The organism is Cellulophaga sp. 3_MG-2023 (genome assembly GCF_030546975.1).
GTDB lineage: Bacteria > Bacteroidota > Bacteroidia > Flavobacteriales > Flavobacteriaceae > Cellulophaga.
In genome coordinates this window covers 440,954-460,476 of record NZ_JAUOPS010000002.1, presented here as the reverse complement: position 1 = coordinate 460,476, position 19,523 = coordinate 440,954, and the positions used below count along the sequence as shown (strand labels likewise).

16 protein-coding genes are annotated in these 19,523 nt (G+C 32.0%); 12 read left to right on the top strand and 4 right to left on the bottom strand.

All coding sequences use genetic code 11. The annotated features are described in order from the left end of the window. Nucleotide 1: 1 nt before the first annotated feature. The 4 genes from Q4487_RS06955 (at nt 2) to tsaB (ending at nt 4,566) form a co-directional block, all read left to right on the top strand. Nucleotides 2-1,264: an ABC transporter permease gene (locus Q4487_RS06955; protein ID WP_100893868.1), complete on the top strand. Its 1,263-nt coding sequence runs from the start codon at nt 2-4 to the stop codon at nt 1,262-1,264. Nucleotides 1,265-1,297: 33 nt separating this feature from the next. Next, nucleotides 1,298-2,437, top strand: a complete 1,140-nt coding sequence (locus tag Q4487_RS06950; RefSeq protein ID WP_303540622.1) for an efflux RND transporter periplasmic adaptor subunit — start codon at nt 1,298-1,300, stop codon at nt 2,435-2,437. Nucleotides 2,438-2,468: 31 nt separating this feature from the next. Continuing rightward, nucleotides 2,469-3,800 carry a TolC family protein gene (locus Q4487_RS06945; RefSeq protein WP_303540624.1) on the top strand — a complete coding sequence of 444 codons (1,332 nt, stop codon included), beginning with the start codon at nt 2,469-2,471 and terminating at the stop codon, nt 3,798-3,800. 82 nt (nt 3,801-3,882) lie between these two features. Further along, on the top strand, nt 3,883-4,566 hold the full coding sequence (gene tsaB, locus Q4487_RS06940) for a tRNA (adenosine(37)-N6)-threonylcarbamoyltransferase complex dimerization subunit type 1 TsaB (protein ID WP_303540626.1): 684 nt from the start codon (nt 3,883-3,885) through the stop codon (nt 4,564-4,566). Nucleotides 4,567-4,618: 52 nt separating this feature from the next. Here the strand turns inward: tsaB and Q4487_RS06935 are convergent, their stop codons facing one another. The 3 genes from Q4487_RS06935 to Q4487_RS06925 form a co-directional block, all read right to left on the bottom strand. Continuing rightward, entirely contained in the window at nt 4,619-5,440 is an 822-nt protein-coding gene (locus Q4487_RS06935; protein WP_100893864.1) for a mechanosensitive ion channel family protein, read from the bottom strand. A 329-nt stretch (nt 5,441-5,769) separates the two neighbouring features. Continuing rightward, nucleotides 5,770-5,970 (bottom strand): dodecin family protein, encoded by a 201-nt coding sequence (locus tag Q4487_RS06930; protein ID WP_100893863.1) that lies wholly within the window; start codon nt 5,968-5,970, stop codon nt 5,770-5,772. A gap of 60 nt (nt 5,971-6,030) precedes the next feature. Then, the gene (locus Q4487_RS06925) at nt 6,031-6,933 is read right to left on the bottom strand and encodes a NifU family protein (protein ID WP_303540629.1); all 903 of its coding nucleotides are present in this window, start codon (nt 6,931-6,933) and stop codon (nt 6,031-6,033) included. 119 nt (nt 6,934-7,052) lie between these two features. Here Q4487_RS06925 and Q4487_RS06920 point away from each other — a divergent pair, with 119 nt between their 5' ends. Continuing rightward, nucleotides 7,053-8,078: a type IX secretion system membrane protein PorP/SprF gene (locus Q4487_RS06920; protein WP_100893861.1), complete on the top strand. Its 1,026-nt coding sequence runs from the start codon at nt 7,053-7,055 to the stop codon at nt 8,076-8,078. Nucleotides 8,079-8,146: 68 nt separating this feature from the next. On the opposite strand, the gene Q4487_RS06915 is transcribed toward Q4487_RS06920, so the two are convergent. Beyond that, nucleotides 8,147-9,328, bottom strand: a complete 1,182-nt coding sequence (locus tag Q4487_RS06915; RefSeq protein ID WP_303540632.1) for a VWA domain-containing protein — start codon at nt 9,326-9,328, stop codon at nt 8,147-8,149. Between the two features lie 210 nt (nt 9,329-9,538). Between Q4487_RS06915 and Q4487_RS06910 the strand changes: the two genes are divergently transcribed. From Q4487_RS06910 to Q4487_RS06880, 7 genes are all read left to right on the top strand, one after another. Beyond that, nucleotides 9,539-11,731, top strand: a complete 2,193-nt coding sequence (locus tag Q4487_RS06910; protein WP_303540634.1) for a histidine kinase — start codon at nt 9,539-9,541, stop codon at nt 11,729-11,731. 30 nt (nt 11,732-11,761) lie between these two features. Continuing rightward, a complete protein-coding gene (locus Q4487_RS06905) occupies nt 11,762-12,493 on the top strand; it encodes a LytTR family DNA-binding domain-containing protein (RefSeq protein WP_303540636.1) in 732 nt (243 codons plus the stop codon). Nucleotides 12,494-12,515: 22 nt separating this feature from the next. Continuing rightward, complete coding sequence (locus Q4487_RS06900) at nt 12,516-13,034, top strand: gamma carbonic anhydrase family protein (RefSeq protein WP_100893857.1); 519 nt, start codon at nt 12,516-12,518, stop codon at nt 13,032-13,034. 71 nt (nt 13,035-13,105) lie between these two features. After that, nucleotides 13,106-13,990, top strand: a complete 885-nt coding sequence (fabD, locus tag Q4487_RS06895; protein WP_100893856.1) for an ACP S-malonyltransferase — start codon at nt 13,106-13,108, stop codon at nt 13,988-13,990. Between the two features lie 159 nt (nt 13,991-14,149). Further along, complete coding sequence (locus tag Q4487_RS06890; RefSeq protein ID WP_303540640.1) at nt 14,150-16,399, top strand: gliding motility-associated C-terminal domain-containing protein; 2,250 nt, start codon at nt 14,150-14,152, stop codon at nt 16,397-16,399. Nucleotides 16,400-16,410: 11 nt separating this feature from the next. Then, a complete protein-coding gene (locus tag Q4487_RS06885) occupies nt 16,411-17,385 on the top strand; it encodes a type IX secretion system membrane protein PorP/SprF (RefSeq protein WP_303540642.1) in 975 nt (324 codons plus the stop codon). Nucleotides 17,386-17,395: 10 nt separating this feature from the next. Continuing rightward, entirely contained in the window at nt 17,396-19,324 is a 1,929-nt protein-coding gene (locus tag Q4487_RS06880; RefSeq protein ID WP_303540644.1) for an OmpA family protein, read from the top strand. Nucleotides 19,325-19,523: the final 199 nt, after the last annotated feature.

Sequence of the window (19,523 nt, the reverse complement as noted above, 5' to 3'; positions counted from 1 at the left end):
TATGAAGTTTATATTTGATAGTAATACTTGGCAAGAGATTTTTGGTTCTATTGGAAAAAATAAAACCAGAACAGCAATTACCGTAGTTGGTGTGCTTTGGGGAATTTTTATATACATAGCCTTAGCTGGTGCAGCAAAAGGTTTGGATAACGGTTTTGAACGTGCTTTTGAGAGTACAGCAATGAACAGTATGTTTGTTTGGGCGCAAAGTACAAGTATGCCTTATGAAGGTTTTAAAACCGGACGTTCTTTACAATTAAAATTAGAGGATGTAAATACATTAAAAAACAGAATTCCAGAAATACAATACATAGCACCAAGAAATGCAAAAGGAGTTTTTGGAGGAAGCCAAGCCGCTGTAGTTAGAGGTCAAAAATCTGGTACAGCACCTGTTTATGGGGATTTTCCTATTTATACTAAAATAGCAACTAAAAAAATATATGATGGTGGTCGTTTTATAAACGATGAAGATATAGAGCAAGCTCGTAAAGTTGTAGTTATTGGAGAGCGTACAGAAAAAGAACTTTTTGAAGAAGGAGAAAACCCAATTGGTGAATTTGTTAGGGTAGATAATATTTACTTTCAAATTGTAGGTGTACATAAATATGTTCCTGGAGGTGGTTTTGAGGGAGATACAGATATGTATATACCTTATTCTACCTATAAAAAATTATACAATACAGGAGAAAATGTAGATTGGCTAACCATTGCAGCTTATGATGATGCAGATGTTATACAAGCTGAAAAAGATGTAAAAGCGGTATTAAAAAGTATACACAGAGTTAATCCTGATGATGAAAGAGCTATTGGTGCTTTTAATTTAGGAGAAATTTTTAATAGAATTACAGGCTTTGCAAAAGGACTTACATTTTTGTCTTTAATAGTAGGTATAGCAACCATATTAGCTGGTGTAATAAGTATTGGTAATATATTACTAATATCTGTAAAAGAACGTACAAAAGAGTTAGGTGTTAGGCGTGCTTTAGGAGCAACACCTAGAGAGGTACGTAACCTAATTTTACTAGAGTCTGTTTTTTTAACAGTTGTTTCTGGTATTATGGGTATTGTCTTAGGAGCATTTGTATTGTTTTGTATAGATGCGGCTACGCAAGGAACAGATTTTCCATATACAAACCCTACTTTACCAATTTCCTATGTGTTAGGGGCATTAGGTATTATGGTGGTTTTAGGAACGCTAATAGGACTAATACCTGCGCAAAGAGCAGTAAGCATTAAACCAATTGATGCATTAAGAGAAGAATAAAAATTAAAACTAAATATAACTAAATCAATCAAAATGAATAAAGTGCTAAAATATACACTAATAGTGGTAGCTGTATTGGCTGTATTGTGGGCAGCAGCCTTCTTTATTAAGACAAATAGTAAGTCTTCAATTTCTTATGAAACTAAAAAACCATTTATCTCTAGTATAGAGAAAAAATCTGTTGCTACTGGTAAATTAGTGCCAGAGGAAGAAGTAGAGATAAAGCCTCAAATTTCTGGAATTATTGAAAAAATATATTTAGAAGAAGGCGTAGAGGTTAAGTCTGGAGATTTAATTGCAGTTATTAAGGTTGTACCTAATGAGCAGTCTTTAAACCAAGCTAGTGGTAGAGTTAAAACTGCACAGTTGGCATTAAATAATGTAAAATTAGAGTATGACAGAAATAAGGCTTTGTTTGAAAAAGACGTTATTTCTAAGCAAGATTTTGATAATATTAAGCTAAGGTATGACCAAGCTCAGCAAGATGTATCTAACGCACAAGCAGATTATCAAATTATTAGAAAAGGTTCTGCTGGTGGTTCTTCTAGTGCAAATACAAACATTAGAGCAACTGTAAGTGGTACAATTTTAGAAATTCCTGTAGAGGAAGGAGACCAGGTAATTGAAAGTAATAACTTTAATGATGGTACAACTATAGCATCTATTGCAGACCTTAAAAAAATGATTTTTGAGGGTAAAGTAGATGAAGGTGAAGTAGGAAAACTTAAAGTTGGTATGCCTTTAAAAGTTAGTTTAGGAGCTGTAGATGATAAAGAATTTGATGCTAAATTAAGGTTTATTGCACCAAAGGGAGTTGAAGAAACAGGTGCTGTACAATTTAAAATTGAAGGTGATGTTGTGGTTGATGAAGGAGTAATGATACGTGCTGGTTATAGTGCAAATGCATCTTTTATATTAGAAAAGAAAAGTGATGTTATGGTATTACCAGAAGCATTGTTGCAATTTGATAAAAACACGGATAAGCCTTATGTAGAAGTTGCAAAAGGAGATCAGCAGTTTGAGCGTAAAGACATTGAAATTGGTATTTCTGATGGTGTAAACGTAGAAATACTATCTGGACTTACAGAAAACGATGCTGTTAAAATTTGGAACAAAACTGAGCCTATTAAAAAAGGCGATGATGAAGAAAAAACTACTGAAGATAAAGAGTAGGTAAAACACTAATATCATCAAACAAAAATATATGAAACTTAAAATATCACTAATACTACTTCTGTTTGTTGCCACATTAACCAATGCGCAACAAAAAAAATGGAGTATTGAAGAATGTATAAATTATGCATTAGAAAACAATATAGATGTAGAGCAGTTAGAATTGCAATTAGAGAGTACTAAATTAGGTGAGTCTGATGCTTTGGGAGATTTTCTACCAAGCTTAAATGGTTCAACTAACGGTTCATGGAGTAAGGGTTCTGGTTTTGACCAGACTACGAATCAAAGGGTATCTGGTACGTTTTTCTCTCTAAACGCTGGTCTGTCATCTGGAGTTACACTTTTTAACGGTTTGCGTAACATACATAATTATAACAAAGCAAAATTAAATACTATTGCTAGTCAATACAGATTAGATGGTACTAAAGATAATATTGTACTTAATGTGGCTAATGCTTATTTAGATGTGTTAGCAGCCAAAGAGTCTTTAAAGGTTATAGTACTTCAGTCTGAACTTTCAGATAAAGATTACGAACGTACAAAAGCATTAGTTGAAGCTGGTACAGTGCCAAAAGGAGATTTGTTAGAACTAGAAGCAACTATAGCTGATTATGAGCAGCAAAAAGTGAATGGTGAAAATAATGTTGTGCTTAGAAGATTATTTTTGGCTCAATTATTACAAATTACAGATTATCAAAATTTTGATATAGCAGAATCTAGTTATGAGGTTCCGCCGTCTGAGATATATAATTATACAGCAAAAGAAGTTTATGATAAAGCACTTACAATTAGAGGTAATATAAAATTAGCAGAGACAAATATTGATATAGCAGAAAAAGATGTTAAAATAGCTAAAGGAGCTTTATATCCTACACTAAATGCATCTATTGGGTATAATACTAGTTATTCTAGTTTTGTAAAAAGAATTACCAATGCAAGCTTTACAGATCAGTTGTCAGAAAATGATGGTATTGGTTATGGTATGAGTTTAAGTGTACCTGTATTTAACGGTTTTAGCGTACGTAATAACATTAGAAGGTCCAAACTTAATTTGGAGCAAACTAAGCTACAGGCAGAGCAAGAGAAGCTAGCATTAGAGGCAAGTATTAATCAGGCATATTTAGATGTTAGGTCTTTTGGAAAAAGATATGAGGCTGCTCAAAAAACATACGATGCAAGAAAACAAGCGTATGATTTTGCTAAAGAACGTTTTGATGTTGGCTTAATGAATGCTTTTGATTTTAGTCAGTCACAATCTAGATTAGATAATGCAGCTGTAGATGTGGTAAATGCTAAATACAACTACATATTCAGAATTAAAATATTAGAAATATACTATGGCATACCAGTTACGCTAGAGTAAATTAAATACATAATTTTTAAAGTCCATTAAGCTATATGTTTAATGGACTTTTTTTATGTTATAACTTGTATCTTTGTAGGCTATGGCAATTATCTTAAATATAGAAACAGCTACCACTAACTGCTCTGTAAGTGTGGCTAAAGACGGAAAAGTGTTGGCTTTAAAAGAGTACAATAGTGCTAGTTTTTCGCATGCAGAACAACTGCATATTTTTATAGAAGAAGCTTTAAAAATGGCTTCTTTAACATTAAAAGATATTAACGCTATTGCAGTTAGCAAAGGTCCTGGTTCTTATACAGGTTTAAGAATTGGTGTTTCTGCAGCCAAAGGATTATGTTTTTCTTTAGATGTGCCATTAATTTCTATTGCTACGTTGTCTAGTTTAGCACATCAAACAAAACCTAAAAAAAATGAAGCTGTTGTAGCTGTTTTAGATGCAAGACGTATGGAGGTGTATTCTGCCGTTTTCTTAAATGATTTTACTCAGGTTAAAGAAACTGAGGCAAAAATTATTGATGAAACTTCTTATGAGGATGTTTTAAACACATATAGTAAAGTACACTTTGTAGGTTCTGGAGCAGAAAAAATTAAAAACACTTTAGACGCTGCAAATACAGCATATATTTTAGATGCTGTGCCTTCTGCTAAAGAAATGTGTGCATTGTCATTTATTAAGTTTAAAAACTCAGATTTTGAAGATGTGGCTTATTTTGAGCCATACTACCTTAAGGACTTTATGATTGTAAAACCTAAGGTAAAAAAATAACCCCATCTAACGTAGTTAAATGAGGTTGTAATTTTATCAATTTTAAATTTAATTATTTAGCTTGATTCATAACACGTTGTGGGAAAGGAATTTCAATGTCATTATCATCAAACCTAAGCTTTAATTCCTCTATAACATAAAAGTGTGCTGCCCAAAAATCTTCGTTTTTAGCCCAAAAACGTAAAGATAAATTAACGGAGCTATCTGCAAGTTCTGCAACATATACTTCTGGCATTGGTTCTTTAAGTATGTCTTGCCTTTCGCTACATATTTGCAATAAAATTTCTTTTGCAAGCTTAATATTAGAACTATATCCAATACCTACTGTAATTTTATCTCTTCTTGTGCTTTCTATATTGTAGTTTACAATGTTGTTGTTAGATAACTGTCCGTTTGGTATAATGGCAACTTGATTACCAAAAGTAGTTAGCTTTGTTGTAAATATTGATATTTCTTTAACTGTACCATCTACTCCTTGTGCCGTGATAAAGTCACCTACTTTAAAAGGTTTAAAAAGTAGAATTAAAACACCACCAGCAAAATTAGCTAAAGAACCTTGCAGTGCTAAACCTATTGCTAAACCAGCTGCACCAATAACTGCTACCAATGATGATGATTGTACACCAAGCTGAGTTATAACTAATACAAATAAAACTACTTTTAAAGCAATTTTAATAAAGCTTTGCAAAAACGATTCTAACGTTGGGTCATAATCCTTAACCGCAAAGAATTTTGCTACCATACGGTTAATGAATTTTGTTACCCATAAACCCACTATTAAAATAATTGCTGCTACTATTAAGTTAGGGAGAAACTCCCAGAACTTAGCTATAAATTTCTCTGCGTATTCTTCGTAATCTGTTAATATACTCATCTTCATTTTCTCTTTTTGTTTATACAAAGCAAAGAAAAAAAATACTCTTCTAAATGCGCTTTAACATTATATTAAAAATCAAATTATGATTTTAAAGAGCTGTACCTCTATGTTGTTTGTAAAGTCTATTTATAATGCTTTTTAAGACTTTTATGCTAGGGTATGTAGTTGTTAATTTAAGACTGCTAAGCGGCTCTAATGGCTTATTTGGTTATTAATTATGTGAGGTTAAAAAAAGTGACTTATAGTTAATTTCTTGAATAGCTTATAAAATAAAAAATAGCGCCTAAAAAGGCGCTATTTGATTGTATTATTTAAATAGGTAAAAATTATTTTACTTCAAAAGTAATTTTAAGGTTTACTCTAAATTCTGTTACTTCACCGTCTTTAACAATTGCACTTTGGTCTTGTACATAAACAGATTTAATGTTTTTTACAGATTTTGATGCTTGTACAACTGCTTTTTTGGTTGCATCTTCCCAACTCTTGTCAGAGTTTGATAATACTTCAATAACTTTTAAAATTGCCATAATTAATGTGTTTAGATTTCTATAAAAATAGCAAAATTATTTTACATTTAAAACTGATTATTAGCCGTTTAAAGCAACAACTTCATTTATTTTGTCTCCCATTAAGTTTTTAAGTGTATTCTCTATACCGCTTTTAAGAGTAAAAGTTGAAGACGGGCAACCACTACAAGCACCTTGTAATACAACGTTTACGGTTTTTGTAGTCTCGTTGTAAGACTTAAACATAATGTTACCACCATCACTAGCAACAGCAGGTTTTATATATTCTTCTAAAATGTCAATAATTTGTTTAGAGGTGTCGTCTAAGTTTTCATCTTGTAATTGTGTAGCAGGCGCTTCTTGTTTTTGCTTGCTTATACTATTGGCAGATACAACCTCTTTTCCTTCTGTTAAGAATGCTTGTATACTTTCTCTAACTTCTAATGTAATCTCATTCCAATCTGCATCTTCAGTCTTAGTAACAGAAACATAATTTTCATCTAAAAAAACTTCTTTTACAAACGGAAATTTAAATAACTCTGTAGCTAACTCAGAATCTTTTGCTTCTTCTTTATTTTTAAATTCAAAAATTGTTGGTACAATTAATTTATTAGCAACAAAACGCATAGCTGCTGGGTTAGGTGTATTTTCTGCATAAACTGTTGCAGGTACACTTTGTGGGTCTTCTTGTTCGTGAACAATAACTTCGCCACTATTTAAATATTCTACCAATTGCTGGGCTACTTCATCTCTAACATCATCCCAAGCAACAATATCAAAACGTTCTAATGCTATAAAGTTACCAGAGATATAAACAGTTTTTATAAATGGTAAGTAAAATAATTGCTGCGCTAAAGGAGAATTTTTAGCATCATCAATATTTTTATATTCGTAGCTATTATTTTTAGTTATAAAGTGATTAGTTTCAAACTTTAATATAGCTGGATTTGTTGTTGTATATATGGTAATATTATGCTCTTTCATCTTAAAAAAATAATTTTTACAAAAGTACAAACAAATTCACTCATACCATATATAATAATATAGTGTATGTAAACGTTTTAATATAAATTTAATACTTTTGGACTTATAGCCCTTAATTTATGAAAAACTTATTTTTAGCCTTGTTTTCTTTCCTGTTACTTGGTATTTCTAGTCTAACAGCGCAAGAAGGGATTCCTGTCTATTTTGATTATTTGTCGGATAACTACTACTTAGTACACCCATCTATGGCAGGTATTGGTGAAGGAGGTAAAATAAGAGCTACCATAAGAAAACAATGGTTTGATGTTGAAGAGGCACCAAACTTACAAACAATAAATGCACATTTTAGGTTAAATGAAAAAAGTGGAGTAGGAGCTATTATTTTTAATGACGCTAATGGTTACCACTCACAAACAGGTGTAAAACTAACGTACGCACATCATTTACGTTTTTCTAGAGATTTAAGAAATTTAAATCAGCTTTCTTTTGGTATTAGTGCAGGTATAATGCAAAGTAATTTAGATGAGAGCGAGTTTAATTCTGTTACTCCAGATCCAATTATTACTGGTGGAAACATTAGTTCATCATACTATAATATGGATTTAGGAGCGTCATATAATTATATGGAGTTTTATGCACACGCTACTATTTTAAATGTTTTAAATAGTAAACGTAATGTATACTATAAAGATAGGGCAGATGACCCTAATGCAACTGTTGTAGATAATTTAAGAAGATATGTATTGTCTGCAGGTTATGTTTTTGGTAAAGGAGATTGGCAATTAGAGCCTTCTGTAATGTTACAAATGACAGATTTTACCAATGAAAAAACCATAGATATGAACGCAAAAGTTTACCGTAGTTTAGATTTTGGTACGCTTTGGGGTGGCTTGTCTTACAGACGTAGTTTTGATGGTGCTTTATACCAAAATACTAGCGGAAGCACTAAAGAACAAAGATTGCAATTAATTACGCCTATTGTTGGTGTTAACTATAAAAACTTTTTAGTGTCTTATAATTACTCTTACCAAATGGGAGATATTAGGTTTGATAATGGTGGTTTTCATCAATTAACTTTAGGGTATAATTTTGGACAAGTATCTGAAAAGAGGTTTGACTGTAAATGTCCTGCTGTAAATTATTAAGATAAATAAATAGATATAAGAAAGCCTGTGATTGTAAAATCACAGACTTTCTTATTTTTTAATAAAAATTATTTATCCCACGTATAGTTTTTACTTTTTCCTTGTTTTACAATAGCAGAAATCATTGCATTTTCTAACTCACCTTTAGAGCCTTCTTTTTGGTTTTTAGCAATATAAGCTTCTCGTTTTGTATTTGCTTCTTTAATTTGTTGCTGTATAGTTTTTCTTTGCTTTTCCTTTGTTTCAATAAAAGCTTCAATCTCTTTTGTAGATTTGTTTTGTAACTCTTTAGGCAGTTGTTTTTTATCAATCTTAGATACACTAAAATTTTTGTTTTTAGACGCATCAACTAAATCCCAAGAGGCATTATTGTATAATCTAGAGCTTTTACTTACTGCTCTTTTTACCATAACAGCTTCTTCCATTTCTGCAGCTTTATCATCTTGTACAGATTGTAATGCCATTTTAGAACTCCCTAAGCTACCGTAAGAAACATATGTTTTGTTTAATTTTTTATTTAGAGTGATGATTACATCGTCATAAGGAGTATCTATGTGTATTACTTTTTTATTATGGTTAATAGCAATGTACTCGCCACCTGTTAATTGTGCGCCGTTTTTCCAATGACTATTTGTACCTTGGTTGTAGTCTCCACAAAAAATGGTATTTACAACAATACCTTTTTCTTTAGCATCAGATGTAGCATCTTTATAGTCTAATTTACCTTGATTAAAAGGCTCGTTACCTGCAATAAAAATCATTTTAAGATTATCTGGATTTGTACCCCAATCTAAATTTTTAATAGATGTGCTAATAGCCTCACCACAATATTCATCTCCACCATTTGTAGTTAAAGAAAATAGTTTTTCAGATATTTCGTCTAAATCGTTGCTAAAGTTTAATACTTGCCTAATGTAACCATCTTGTTTTTCAATAGTACTATTACCGTACTCGTACAAGGCAATTTGTAATTCTGGTCTAACCTCATTACCACATTTTACATAGCTAAATTTGTTTACAATATCCCAAAGTTGTGCTTTTGCTTGGTTTATTAAACCGTCCATACTGTTACTAGTGTCTAATAATAATGCCACTTTAACCACGTTTTTTTCTGGTTTTTTAGTGTTCGCTAAAGCTTGTGTAGCTAAAGTTATTTCTTTTTTTGGTTTTGTATTAGCGTTACAGCTAATTGTAGTTCCTATACATAAGGTTAGTAATGCTATGCCTGCTATTTGTTTTACGTTTTTCATTTTGCTTATTTTTTATTTGTTACAGGGTAAAAGTATTTTTAATGTTTCTTATAAAAAACGAGGAATGAGGGAACAGGCATTTTGGGTGAGTAAACAAACCATTAGACTTTGTAAGGCTGTCTAAAGCAATTGTTTTTGTTGTAAAAGCTGCGTTTTAGCATTTTTTAGAGTCAGATAAAACAACTAAGTTTACCATATCTAATTGTAATAATGAAGTTAAAAAAATACATACTACTATACTTATTGTTTGTATCAGTAATTGCTTTTTCTCAAGTTAATACAGGAAAACAATTTACGATTAAAGGCACTGTTAAAACTAAAGAAAATAGAAATCCTATTTCTGGTGTAGAGGTTTCTGCTACTAGCGGAGCAATAGTATATACAGATGCTTTTGGTGCATATCGCATAAAAGCAGAAGTTGGAGATTATCTGTTGTTTAAGAGTTTAGAGTTTGAAACAGTAGAATACCGTATTAAGGATGATGAAGATGTAGATGTTTTAGTAGAAGGCTTAGATGAAGATGTGCAATTAAGCAAAAGTGCATTACATAAAATGTATTTAGATTCTGCTAAGCAGTTTAAAAAAATAGACATTGGTAAGAGTATAGATTATATTAGAGTTTCTTTAGAACAATTAGGAAAAAGAGGTAATAACAAAGAGCGTGCGGCATCTTACGCCTTATTAGGTGAAATATACCAGTATCATAAACAGTATGACCTTGCTGTTGATAATTACAAGGAGTCTTTAACGTATAGTACTACAGGTGAGTCTCAGTTATTGTTAGCCAATGCTTACCTTTTAAATAAAGAGTATAAAAAAGCTGAAGTGCTATTTTTAAAGATAGATGGAAGTGCAAAGTTATCAACCTATAAAAAAATAGTCTTGTATGAAGGTTTGGGTGATGCCTATAAAGGACTAAAAAATACAAGCAGAGCAGTAGCTAATTACACTAAAGGGTTAGATTTAGCTAAAAAAGAACTTGTAAAACCTAAAATCACAGATTTAAACACCAAAATAGCAGAAGCTTACGGTGATGCAAACCAAACTGAAGAAGCTGTAGGTTACTTTAAAAATTCTTTAAAGTCTGCAAAAACAGAGGCTCCACAACGTGCTTTAGAAGTAAATGATAGAGCTGCAGATTTCTATAATAAAAACAGCTTGTATAATGAGGAAATGAAATTGCGCCAGCAGAGTTTGGAAGATATAGAACTGCTAGAAAACTCATCTAAAAAGAAGGCAGTAAAAAGAAATGCTGTTACTAAAGAAGTAGAGGCGCCAATAACAAGACAGCGTATAAATTACAAAATAGCAAACAATTTAATTGTACAGGATAAGTTAGACGAGGCCATTCCGTACTTAGAAGAAAGTATTTCTGAAGCTGCTAGTGAAGATGATTTGGTGGTGCAAAAAGATGCCACGCGTAAACTGTCTGAGGTTTATGATGATAAAGGAGACTACTCTAAAGCTTTAGAAACCTATAAAAAATATGCTGCTGTGGCAGATACATTATATGCTCGTAAAGAACAAGAAATTTCTAGGGCAGAGCGCCTAAGCAAGCAAATTGCAGAAAAACAAAACCGTATTACAGGTCTAGAAAAAGATAAGGAGTTGTATGAGAGTAAATCTAGCTTGGCGCAGACTAAGCAAGATTTATACACTACAACATCTATTAAGCAAAAGATTTTAATTTATGCCTTAGTTTTAGGGATGTTCCTTTTTGGTATTGCTGCTTTTTTCTTTTACAGAAGTAACAGGCAACAAAAATTAGCGAATAATTTATTAGCATTAAAATCGTTGAGGTCACAAATGAATCCGCATTTTATTTTTAATGCATTAAACTCTGTAAATAATTATATTTCTAAGAGTGATGAGCGTAGTGCTAATCGCTTTTTAAGTGAATTTTCAACCTTAATGCGTGCCGTTTTAGAAAACTCTGAGGAAGATTTTATACCACTAACAAAAGAGTTGGAGTTATTAGAGTTGTATGTGAAGTTAGAACATTCTCGTTTTTCAGATAAATTTAATTATACCATAACAACAGATCCAAATATAGATGTTGCAGCTTTTCAAATTCCACCAATGTTGCTTCAGCCATATATAGAAAATGCTATTTGGCACGGCTTACGCTATAAAGATGAGTTAGGTTTTTTAAACATCAATTTAAAACAAAAAAATAAAGAGACTATAGAAATTACTATAGAAGATAATGGCATAGGTAGAAAAAAGAGTGCCGAGTTAAAAACGCAAAACCAAAAGAAACAGCGCTCTAAAGGAATGGGTAATATTAAAAAAAGAGTTGCTATTTTAAATAGTATGTACAAAGACAAAGTAGATGTTAGTATAAAAGATTTAAGTAGTGATGGTTCTGGTACAAAAGTGTTGTTAACCTTAAAAAAGGACTAATAATAGGTGGTTATTTTTAAATAATATAGAATGAAGTTAAACGCAATTATAGTAGAAGACGAGGCTAATAGCAGAGAAATTTTAACCAACTATTTAACTAAATATTGTCCGACTGTACATTTGTTAGGAGAGGCAGCGTCTATAAAAGAAGGTTTGGAATTAATTGAAAAACACCAGCCAGATTTAATTTTTTTAGATGTAGAAATGCCATTTGGCAATGCTTTTGATTTGCTAGACCAAGTGCCAAACAGAACTTTTGAAACCGTTTTTGTTACGGCATACAACCAATATGCTATGGACGCTTTAAATAGTCATGCTGCGTATTATTTAATGAAACCCATTAATATAGACGAGTTAATTAAGGCGGTAGAATATGTAGGTGAAATTAGAAGCAAAGAAAATGCTTTGGAAGACCAAATTTTACAGCCAAAAACTAATAAAATAGATGGTAAAATAACATTGCCACAGCAAGATGGTTTTCAGGTTTTAAATGTTGCTGATATTCTTTTTTGCAAAGCCGATGATAATTATACCGAAATTTACCTAGAGAATAAAAAGATATTAGTGAGTAAAACACTAAAGTATTTTGAAGAGGCAATGGCAGATTTTCCGTTTGCTCGTATACACAAATCATATTTAGTAAATGTAAATGCAATAGCTAAATACAAAAAAGGAAAAGGTGGTAGTGTGGTATTGCACAATGGTAAAGAATTGTTAGTTTCCGCATCTAAAAAGAAAGAACTTTTATCTTATTTTCAATAAATTTTAAATACATAATTGCACTATGATACTTAAAGAAGTAAACGGAAAAGCACCACAAATTGGAGAAGATTGTTTTATTGCAGAAAATGCAACAATTGTTGGCGACGTAGTAATGGGTAGCCAGTGCAGTGTTTGGTACAATGCTGTGCTACGTGGAGATGTACATTTTATAAAAATGGGTAATAAAGTTAATGTGCAAGATGGCGCTGTTATACATTGTACCTATAAAAAAAGTCCAACTACTATAGGTAATAACGTTTCTATTGGGCATAATGCCATTGTACACGGTTGTACTATTAAAGATAATGTTTTAATAGGTATGGGTAGTATTGTAATGGATGATTGTATTGTAGAAAGTAATAGTATTATTGCTGCTGGTGCAGTAGTTACAAAAGGGACTCATATACCTTCTGGAACGGTATTTGCAGGTATGCCAGCAAAGAAAATTAAGGATATAAGCGTAGAATTAAGCGAGGGCGAAGTGAACCGTATAGCTAATAATTACGTAACTTATTCTAGTTGGTTTAAAGACAAGGAATAAACTTTGGTAAAAGCAATATGCGTTCTACATAAGTTTACTTATTTTTGTCAATCAACTTAAAAACAAAAAAAATGAATGCATATATATTTCCTGGTCAAGGAGCACAGTTTGTAGGAATGGGTTTAGACCTTTACGAAAAGTATCCTTTGGCGCAAGAATTATTTGAAAAAGCAAACGATATATTAGGTTTTCGTATTACAGACATTATGTTTGAAGGTACACCAGAAGACCTAAAACAAACAAAAGTAACACAACCTGCAATTTACTTACACTCTGTAATTATGAGTAAAGTTATGGGTGATGCTTTTAAACCAGATATGGTAGCTGGGCATTCATTAGGAGAATTTTCTGCTTTAGTTGCAAATGGTACGTTAACTTTTGAAGACGGATTAAAATTAGTTTCTCAGAGAGCATTAGCTATGCAAAAGGCTTGTGAAATGCAATCTAGTACAATGGCAGCTGTTTTAGGTTTAGAAGACAATGTTGTAGAAAAAGTTTGTGAAGAAATTGATGGTGTTGTTGTTGCTGCAAATTATAATTGCCCAGGACAGTTAGTTATTTCTGGAGAAGTAGAAGCTATAAACACAGCTTGTGAAAAGTTAAAAGAAGCCGGAGCAAGAAGAGCATTGTTATTACCAGTTGGTGGCGCATTTCATTCGCCATTAATGGAACCAGCAAGAGAAGAATTAGCTGCTGCAATAGAAAACACTACGTTTAGCGAGCCAAGTTGTCCAATTTACCAAAATGTACCTACTACAGCGGTAAAAGATGCAGAAGAAATAAAAAAGAATTTAATATCTCAATTAACTGCTCCTGTAAAATGGACACAAAGTGTGCAAAATATGGTTGCAGATGGTGCAACTTTATTTACAGAGGTTGGTCCAGGTAAAGTTTTACAAGGATTGGTGAAAAAAATTAATAGAGCATCAGAAACTACATCGGCAGAATTAGCCTAAATACCTCATATATAAAAAAGTAAAGTTATTGGTAATAACTGTTACTGAGAGGTGAAATATGTTCTTTGTCGATTTTGTTTATCGACGAATGGCATTTTGGTTAATATTGTAGTCTATCTGTTATAAATTATAGTTGAGTAACACTATCTATAAAAGAAAATGAAAATTAAACAATTAGACAGTTTCCGTATTATAAAAAAACACAAAGCATATTGCTTTCTAGTACTATTTTTGTGTTTTGGTTTTTTTGCATCAGCGCAACAGGTTTCAGTTCAGGCAGATGCTAATGCGGCGGAGACTGGTTCTGTATCAGGAAGTTTTAGAATTTCTAGAACCGGCAATACTTTTACTGGCTTACGTGTAAACTTTACTATATCTGGTACGGCAACCAATGGTGTAGATTACAACACTGTAGGAGGTTCTATTTTAATTCCTGTTCTTAGTAGGAGTGTTAGTTTAGATATTGAAGGTATAGTAGATGATACTTTAATTGAAGGAGATGAAAGTGTAATTATTACCATATCTGAAAATGCAAACTATGATATAAACCCTTTAGCGGGTTCTGATAGAATAGCAATTATAGATAATGAGCCTGTTTGTGCTACAACTCCTAATGCACCAGAGTTAAGAACTGGTGAAGAAACTACCTTTTGTGATAGCTTTACTAAAGACTTAAATGATTATGTATCTAGTGTAACACCTGCGGGTACTGTACTAACTTGGAGTAGTAGTGATGATTTGTTAGATGACTCATCTTATTATGATAGTTCTGTAATTGGATTTTCGGGAGAGTTTTACGGGTTTTATTTAGACGAGGCTAATAACTGTGTTAGTCCACCTTTAAAAATAACAATAGTTCAAAATAATAGTCCAACCGTTACTGGTACTTCTGTATCTAGGTGTGGAGAAGGTGTAGTAACATTATCAGGCACAACAACAGATGGTTCTTTATTGTGGTATGATGCGCCTACTGGAGGAGCATTAGTACATACAGGATTAAATTTTGATACACCAATATTGGCAACTACAACATCTTATTACGTAGAGGCAACAGCAAATAGTTGTACGTCTGCAAGGGTAGAGGTTGTAGCAACAATAAATGACCAACCATCTTCTGGTACAGGTACAAACACTACTGCGTGTTCTCTACCAGGTAATGGCAGAGTAACTGTAGTAAATTTAGACGATCAATTAACAGACGCAGATGCAGGGGAATGGACTTTAGTTTCTCAGCCAGCATCTAGTTCAATTACAATAGACGCTAATAGTGTAGATTTTGCAAACCAGCCACTAGGAGAATATCAGTTTACATATATAACTACTGGTTTTGTTGCTCCTTGTGAAGCAGAAACAACTACAATAACGGTTACAGTAGTAGATTGCGCGCCTACAGATACAGATTTATCTGTTGTAAAAACGGTAGATAAAGATGAGGTTTTTACAGGTGAAGATGTAACTTTTACAATTACTGTAGAAAACCTAACTGGTGATGCAGTTACAGCTATAGAAATTACAGATGTTTTAAATGCAACTACAGGTTTTAGTTATGTTTCTGATGTAGCACAACTAGGGACTTTTGACAGTGCAACAGGTATTTGGACAATACCAGAGTTAGCAGCTGGTGAAAGTACATCAATACAAATTACAGCAACTGTTGTAGACGGAGGTTCGCATATTAACACCGCAGAGATAACAAGTAGTAACCCTGTAGATTTAGCTACTGCTAATAACCAAAGCTCGGTTACTGTTGGTATTAAACAGATTGATATGTCTGTTTCTAAATCGGTAGATAAAACAACCACAACTGTAGGCGATATTGTTGTTTTTACAATAACACTTACTAACGAGACCGATGGTTTGGTAACAGATATAAGTGTTACAGACCGTATAGAAAATGCAATGGGTTTTACATATGTTTCACATACAACTACAGCGGGCAATTATGATGTTGCTACTGGTATTTGGACGCTAAATGAAATACTAGGTAATGAAGAACAGGTGTTAGAAATAACAGCTATGGTGCTAGAAGATGGTACACACGAAAACACGGTAGAAATAACGGATTCTTTTCCTTTGGATATTGCCAATGTAGAAAATAATACAGCATCTGTAATTGTTACTGTAGAACCAAGAAGTAATGATGAATGCGGATTTTTATTTAATCAGTTTTCTCCAAATGCAGATGGTGTAAACGATTTTTTACGCATAAATTGTATAGAAAACTATACAGGTAATACACTTGTTATATTTAATAGGTTGGGTAGTGAAGTATACAGTGCTACTAATTACCAAAACAATTGGGATGGTACTTGGAAAAAAGGAGATTTGCCAAATGGTACATATTTTTATGTGTTAGACTTGGCAGATGGTTCAGAAGTTAAAAAAGGATGGATTCAAATCATAAGATGATACAAAAACAAATGAAAAAATCCACGCAGATGTATAAGTACTTAGGTATACTTATGTTGTTTTTTGTTAGTGCTAACGTCTTTGCACAAAAAGAACCGCAGTATACACAGTATATGTATAATATTGGAAGTTTTAACCCTGCTTATGTAGGAAGTGTAGAAGACCCAGAAATAATGAGTTTATACAGAACGCAATGGGTAGGAGTTCCTGGCTCACCTACAACCATACGTATAGGGGCAAACATACCTTTTTCTAATGAAAAAACAGGATTGGGTTTTAATGCTTACTCAGACAAGTTAGGGCCAATGAGTCAGTCTTTAATAAACATCTCTTACTCTTACCAAGTAAAACTATCAGACTATGTAAAATGGTCTTTTGGTATAAATGCAGGGGCTTCAATTTTAGATATCGATTTTACAAAAGGAGATTTTGAGTTTCAGAACGAACCTGCATTACAAGATACACAGTATAATGAGTTTTACCCAATTATAGGAGCAGGTACTTTTGTATATGCAGACAATTGGTATTTAGGTCTTTCTGTACCTAACATATTAACCAGTACGTTGTATAATGATGAGGTTGCTGTTATTGAAGAAGATAAAACTCAAGTTAATTTTATAGGTGGCCTTGTGTTTGATTTAAGTGACGGATTAAAATTTAAACCAGCATTTTTAATAAATTATATTAATGAGTCTCCTTTAAACGTAAATTTATCTGCTAATTTTTTAATTAGTGATTTAGTTACTGTTGGAGCATCGTATAGGTTTGATAATGCTATAAGTGGTTTGGCTGGTTTTCAAGTCTCTAATTCTATGTATGTAGGTTATTCGTATGACTATTCTACAAACGCATTTAAGAACTATAATGATGGTTCTCATGAGGTTATTTTAAAGTTTTATTTGGGTAGATCAGGAGGAACAAAAAGAAGTAAGCGCTCAAAAGACAATAAAAAACCTAAACAAATAGATACACCAAGATTCTTTTAATACAAACAATATGAAATTTAAACTTAGCTTTTTACTTTTAAATTTAGTTGTACTATCTGTTTGTGCTCAAAATTTAAAATCAGCCGGAGATCGTTATTTTTTTCAGTATAAATACGAGCAAGCAGTTAAAGAATATGAAAAAGAGAGTAAAGAGACTGTACTTACTACACAGCAGTTTTTAAACTATGCAGAGGCATATTTTAATACAAAACAGTTTCAGAAATCTTGGGATACGTACAAGTTAATATTGGAGAGTGATGCTATTGTATCTCCATTTCATTACAATAAAATGCTGCGTAGCTTATACGCTATATCTGGTAAGGATGAAATGAATAAGTATTTAGAAAATGATACTATTTTAAAAGAAGCTTCTTGGGCAGAAAATGCAAAGTTTAATTTTGATATAGAAAATAAAGAAGATGTTGTGATACCTAATTACAATGTTTTTAATGTAAAAGCAAACAGTATAGCTGCAGATTTTTCTCCATCGTTTTATAAAGAAAAATTATTATTTACTAGTGACAGGGCTCTAACCTTAGTTAAGAAAAAGAAAAAGCAAGAAACCATATATTTAGATATATACGAAAGTGAAATTGAGGCAGATGGCGATATTACTAATGTAAAAGCATTTGATGGTATACCAAAAGCTAATTTTCACGAAGCAACACCATATTACTCATCAGAATTAGAAAAGCTATTTTACGTGTTGTCTAATGAAAAAGATGGCGAAATGTTATATGATGAAAAAGGGAAAAATGCACTTTCTATAGCAAGAGTAGATCGCAATAAAAACTTTAACTACGTGCTTAAACATTTAAGTACTAGTTTTTACTATCCTTTTTACGATGCAGCTTCTCAACGTTTATACTTTGCTGCTAATTTTGAGGATAGTAGCTACGGTGGTACAGATATTTACTATGTTAATACCAGTAACGGACAAATTATGTCTGCACCAATTAATCTGGGGCCAAGAGTAAATACTCCCGGAAACGAAATTTCGCCTTTTGTTTTTGAAAACGGATTGTATTTTTCTTCAGATGTGTTTTATGGTTATGGAGGTATGGATATTTACAAGTCTAACTTAAAAGCAGATGGTAGCGCTGGCGTGCCAATTAATTTAGGAGAAGGTATTAATTCTGTTAAAGATGATTTTGGCTTTATTGTTAAAAATGATGAAACTGGTGGTTTAGAAGGGTATTTCTCTTCTAACAGAGAAGGAGGTAAGGGTAAAGATGATATTTATGGTTTTAAAGTAGCAGAAAAGCCTAAGTTAAATACCATTGTCTTACAAGGAAAAACATTAAACGCTTTAAATAATGTTAGGGTTGCTAATGTGCCTATAAAGGTATTAGATCAAAATAATAAAGTTATAAAAGAGATAGAGTCTGCAGATGATGGATCTTATGAAATAGAGTTACCTTGGCAAACAAAAATTACAGTTATTGCATCTAAAAAAAAGTACTCTTTATTTAGACAATTTTATACAGCAGATGATTTAAAAAATAAAAAGGAAACACCAATTTATTTAGATTTTGCAGATGATTTTGTTGTAGAAAAGGAAGGCAAAACAATGCTTAAACTAAGTAAGTTTGAGTTTAAAACCAAAAGCACTAAACTAACTCCAGGTATTATTGCAGAATTAGATAAAGCAATAAAAATAATTAAAAAGTTTCCAGAGTTTAATCTTCAAATAGAATCGCATACAGATAGTAAAGGAGGTTCTTCATCTAACTTTAGAGTGTCTCAAGGTAGGGCAGATAATATTAAAAATTACTTATTAAGTAATGGTGTTCCTTCTAAAAATATATTATACACCATTGGTTATGGAGAAGATCATGTGCTAAACAAATGTGTAAATGGTGTCTATTGTATAGATTACTTTCATGCAGAAAACCGAAGGTGCAACATTGTTGTTCTAAATTATAAAGAGCTGTATTAATACAGCTCTTTTTTTTGTATAGTCTCCTATCACTTATGGGACTGTTTTTTAAATCACTCAAGTTTATTGAATATTACTATAATTTTTTTGTCTTATTTAAATTGATACTTTTCTAGATTTTCCTATATTTAATAATTCAATTAATTTTATAGGAAATTATTCTGTAAAACACAGTTTTTAGGTGCATAATAATACATAT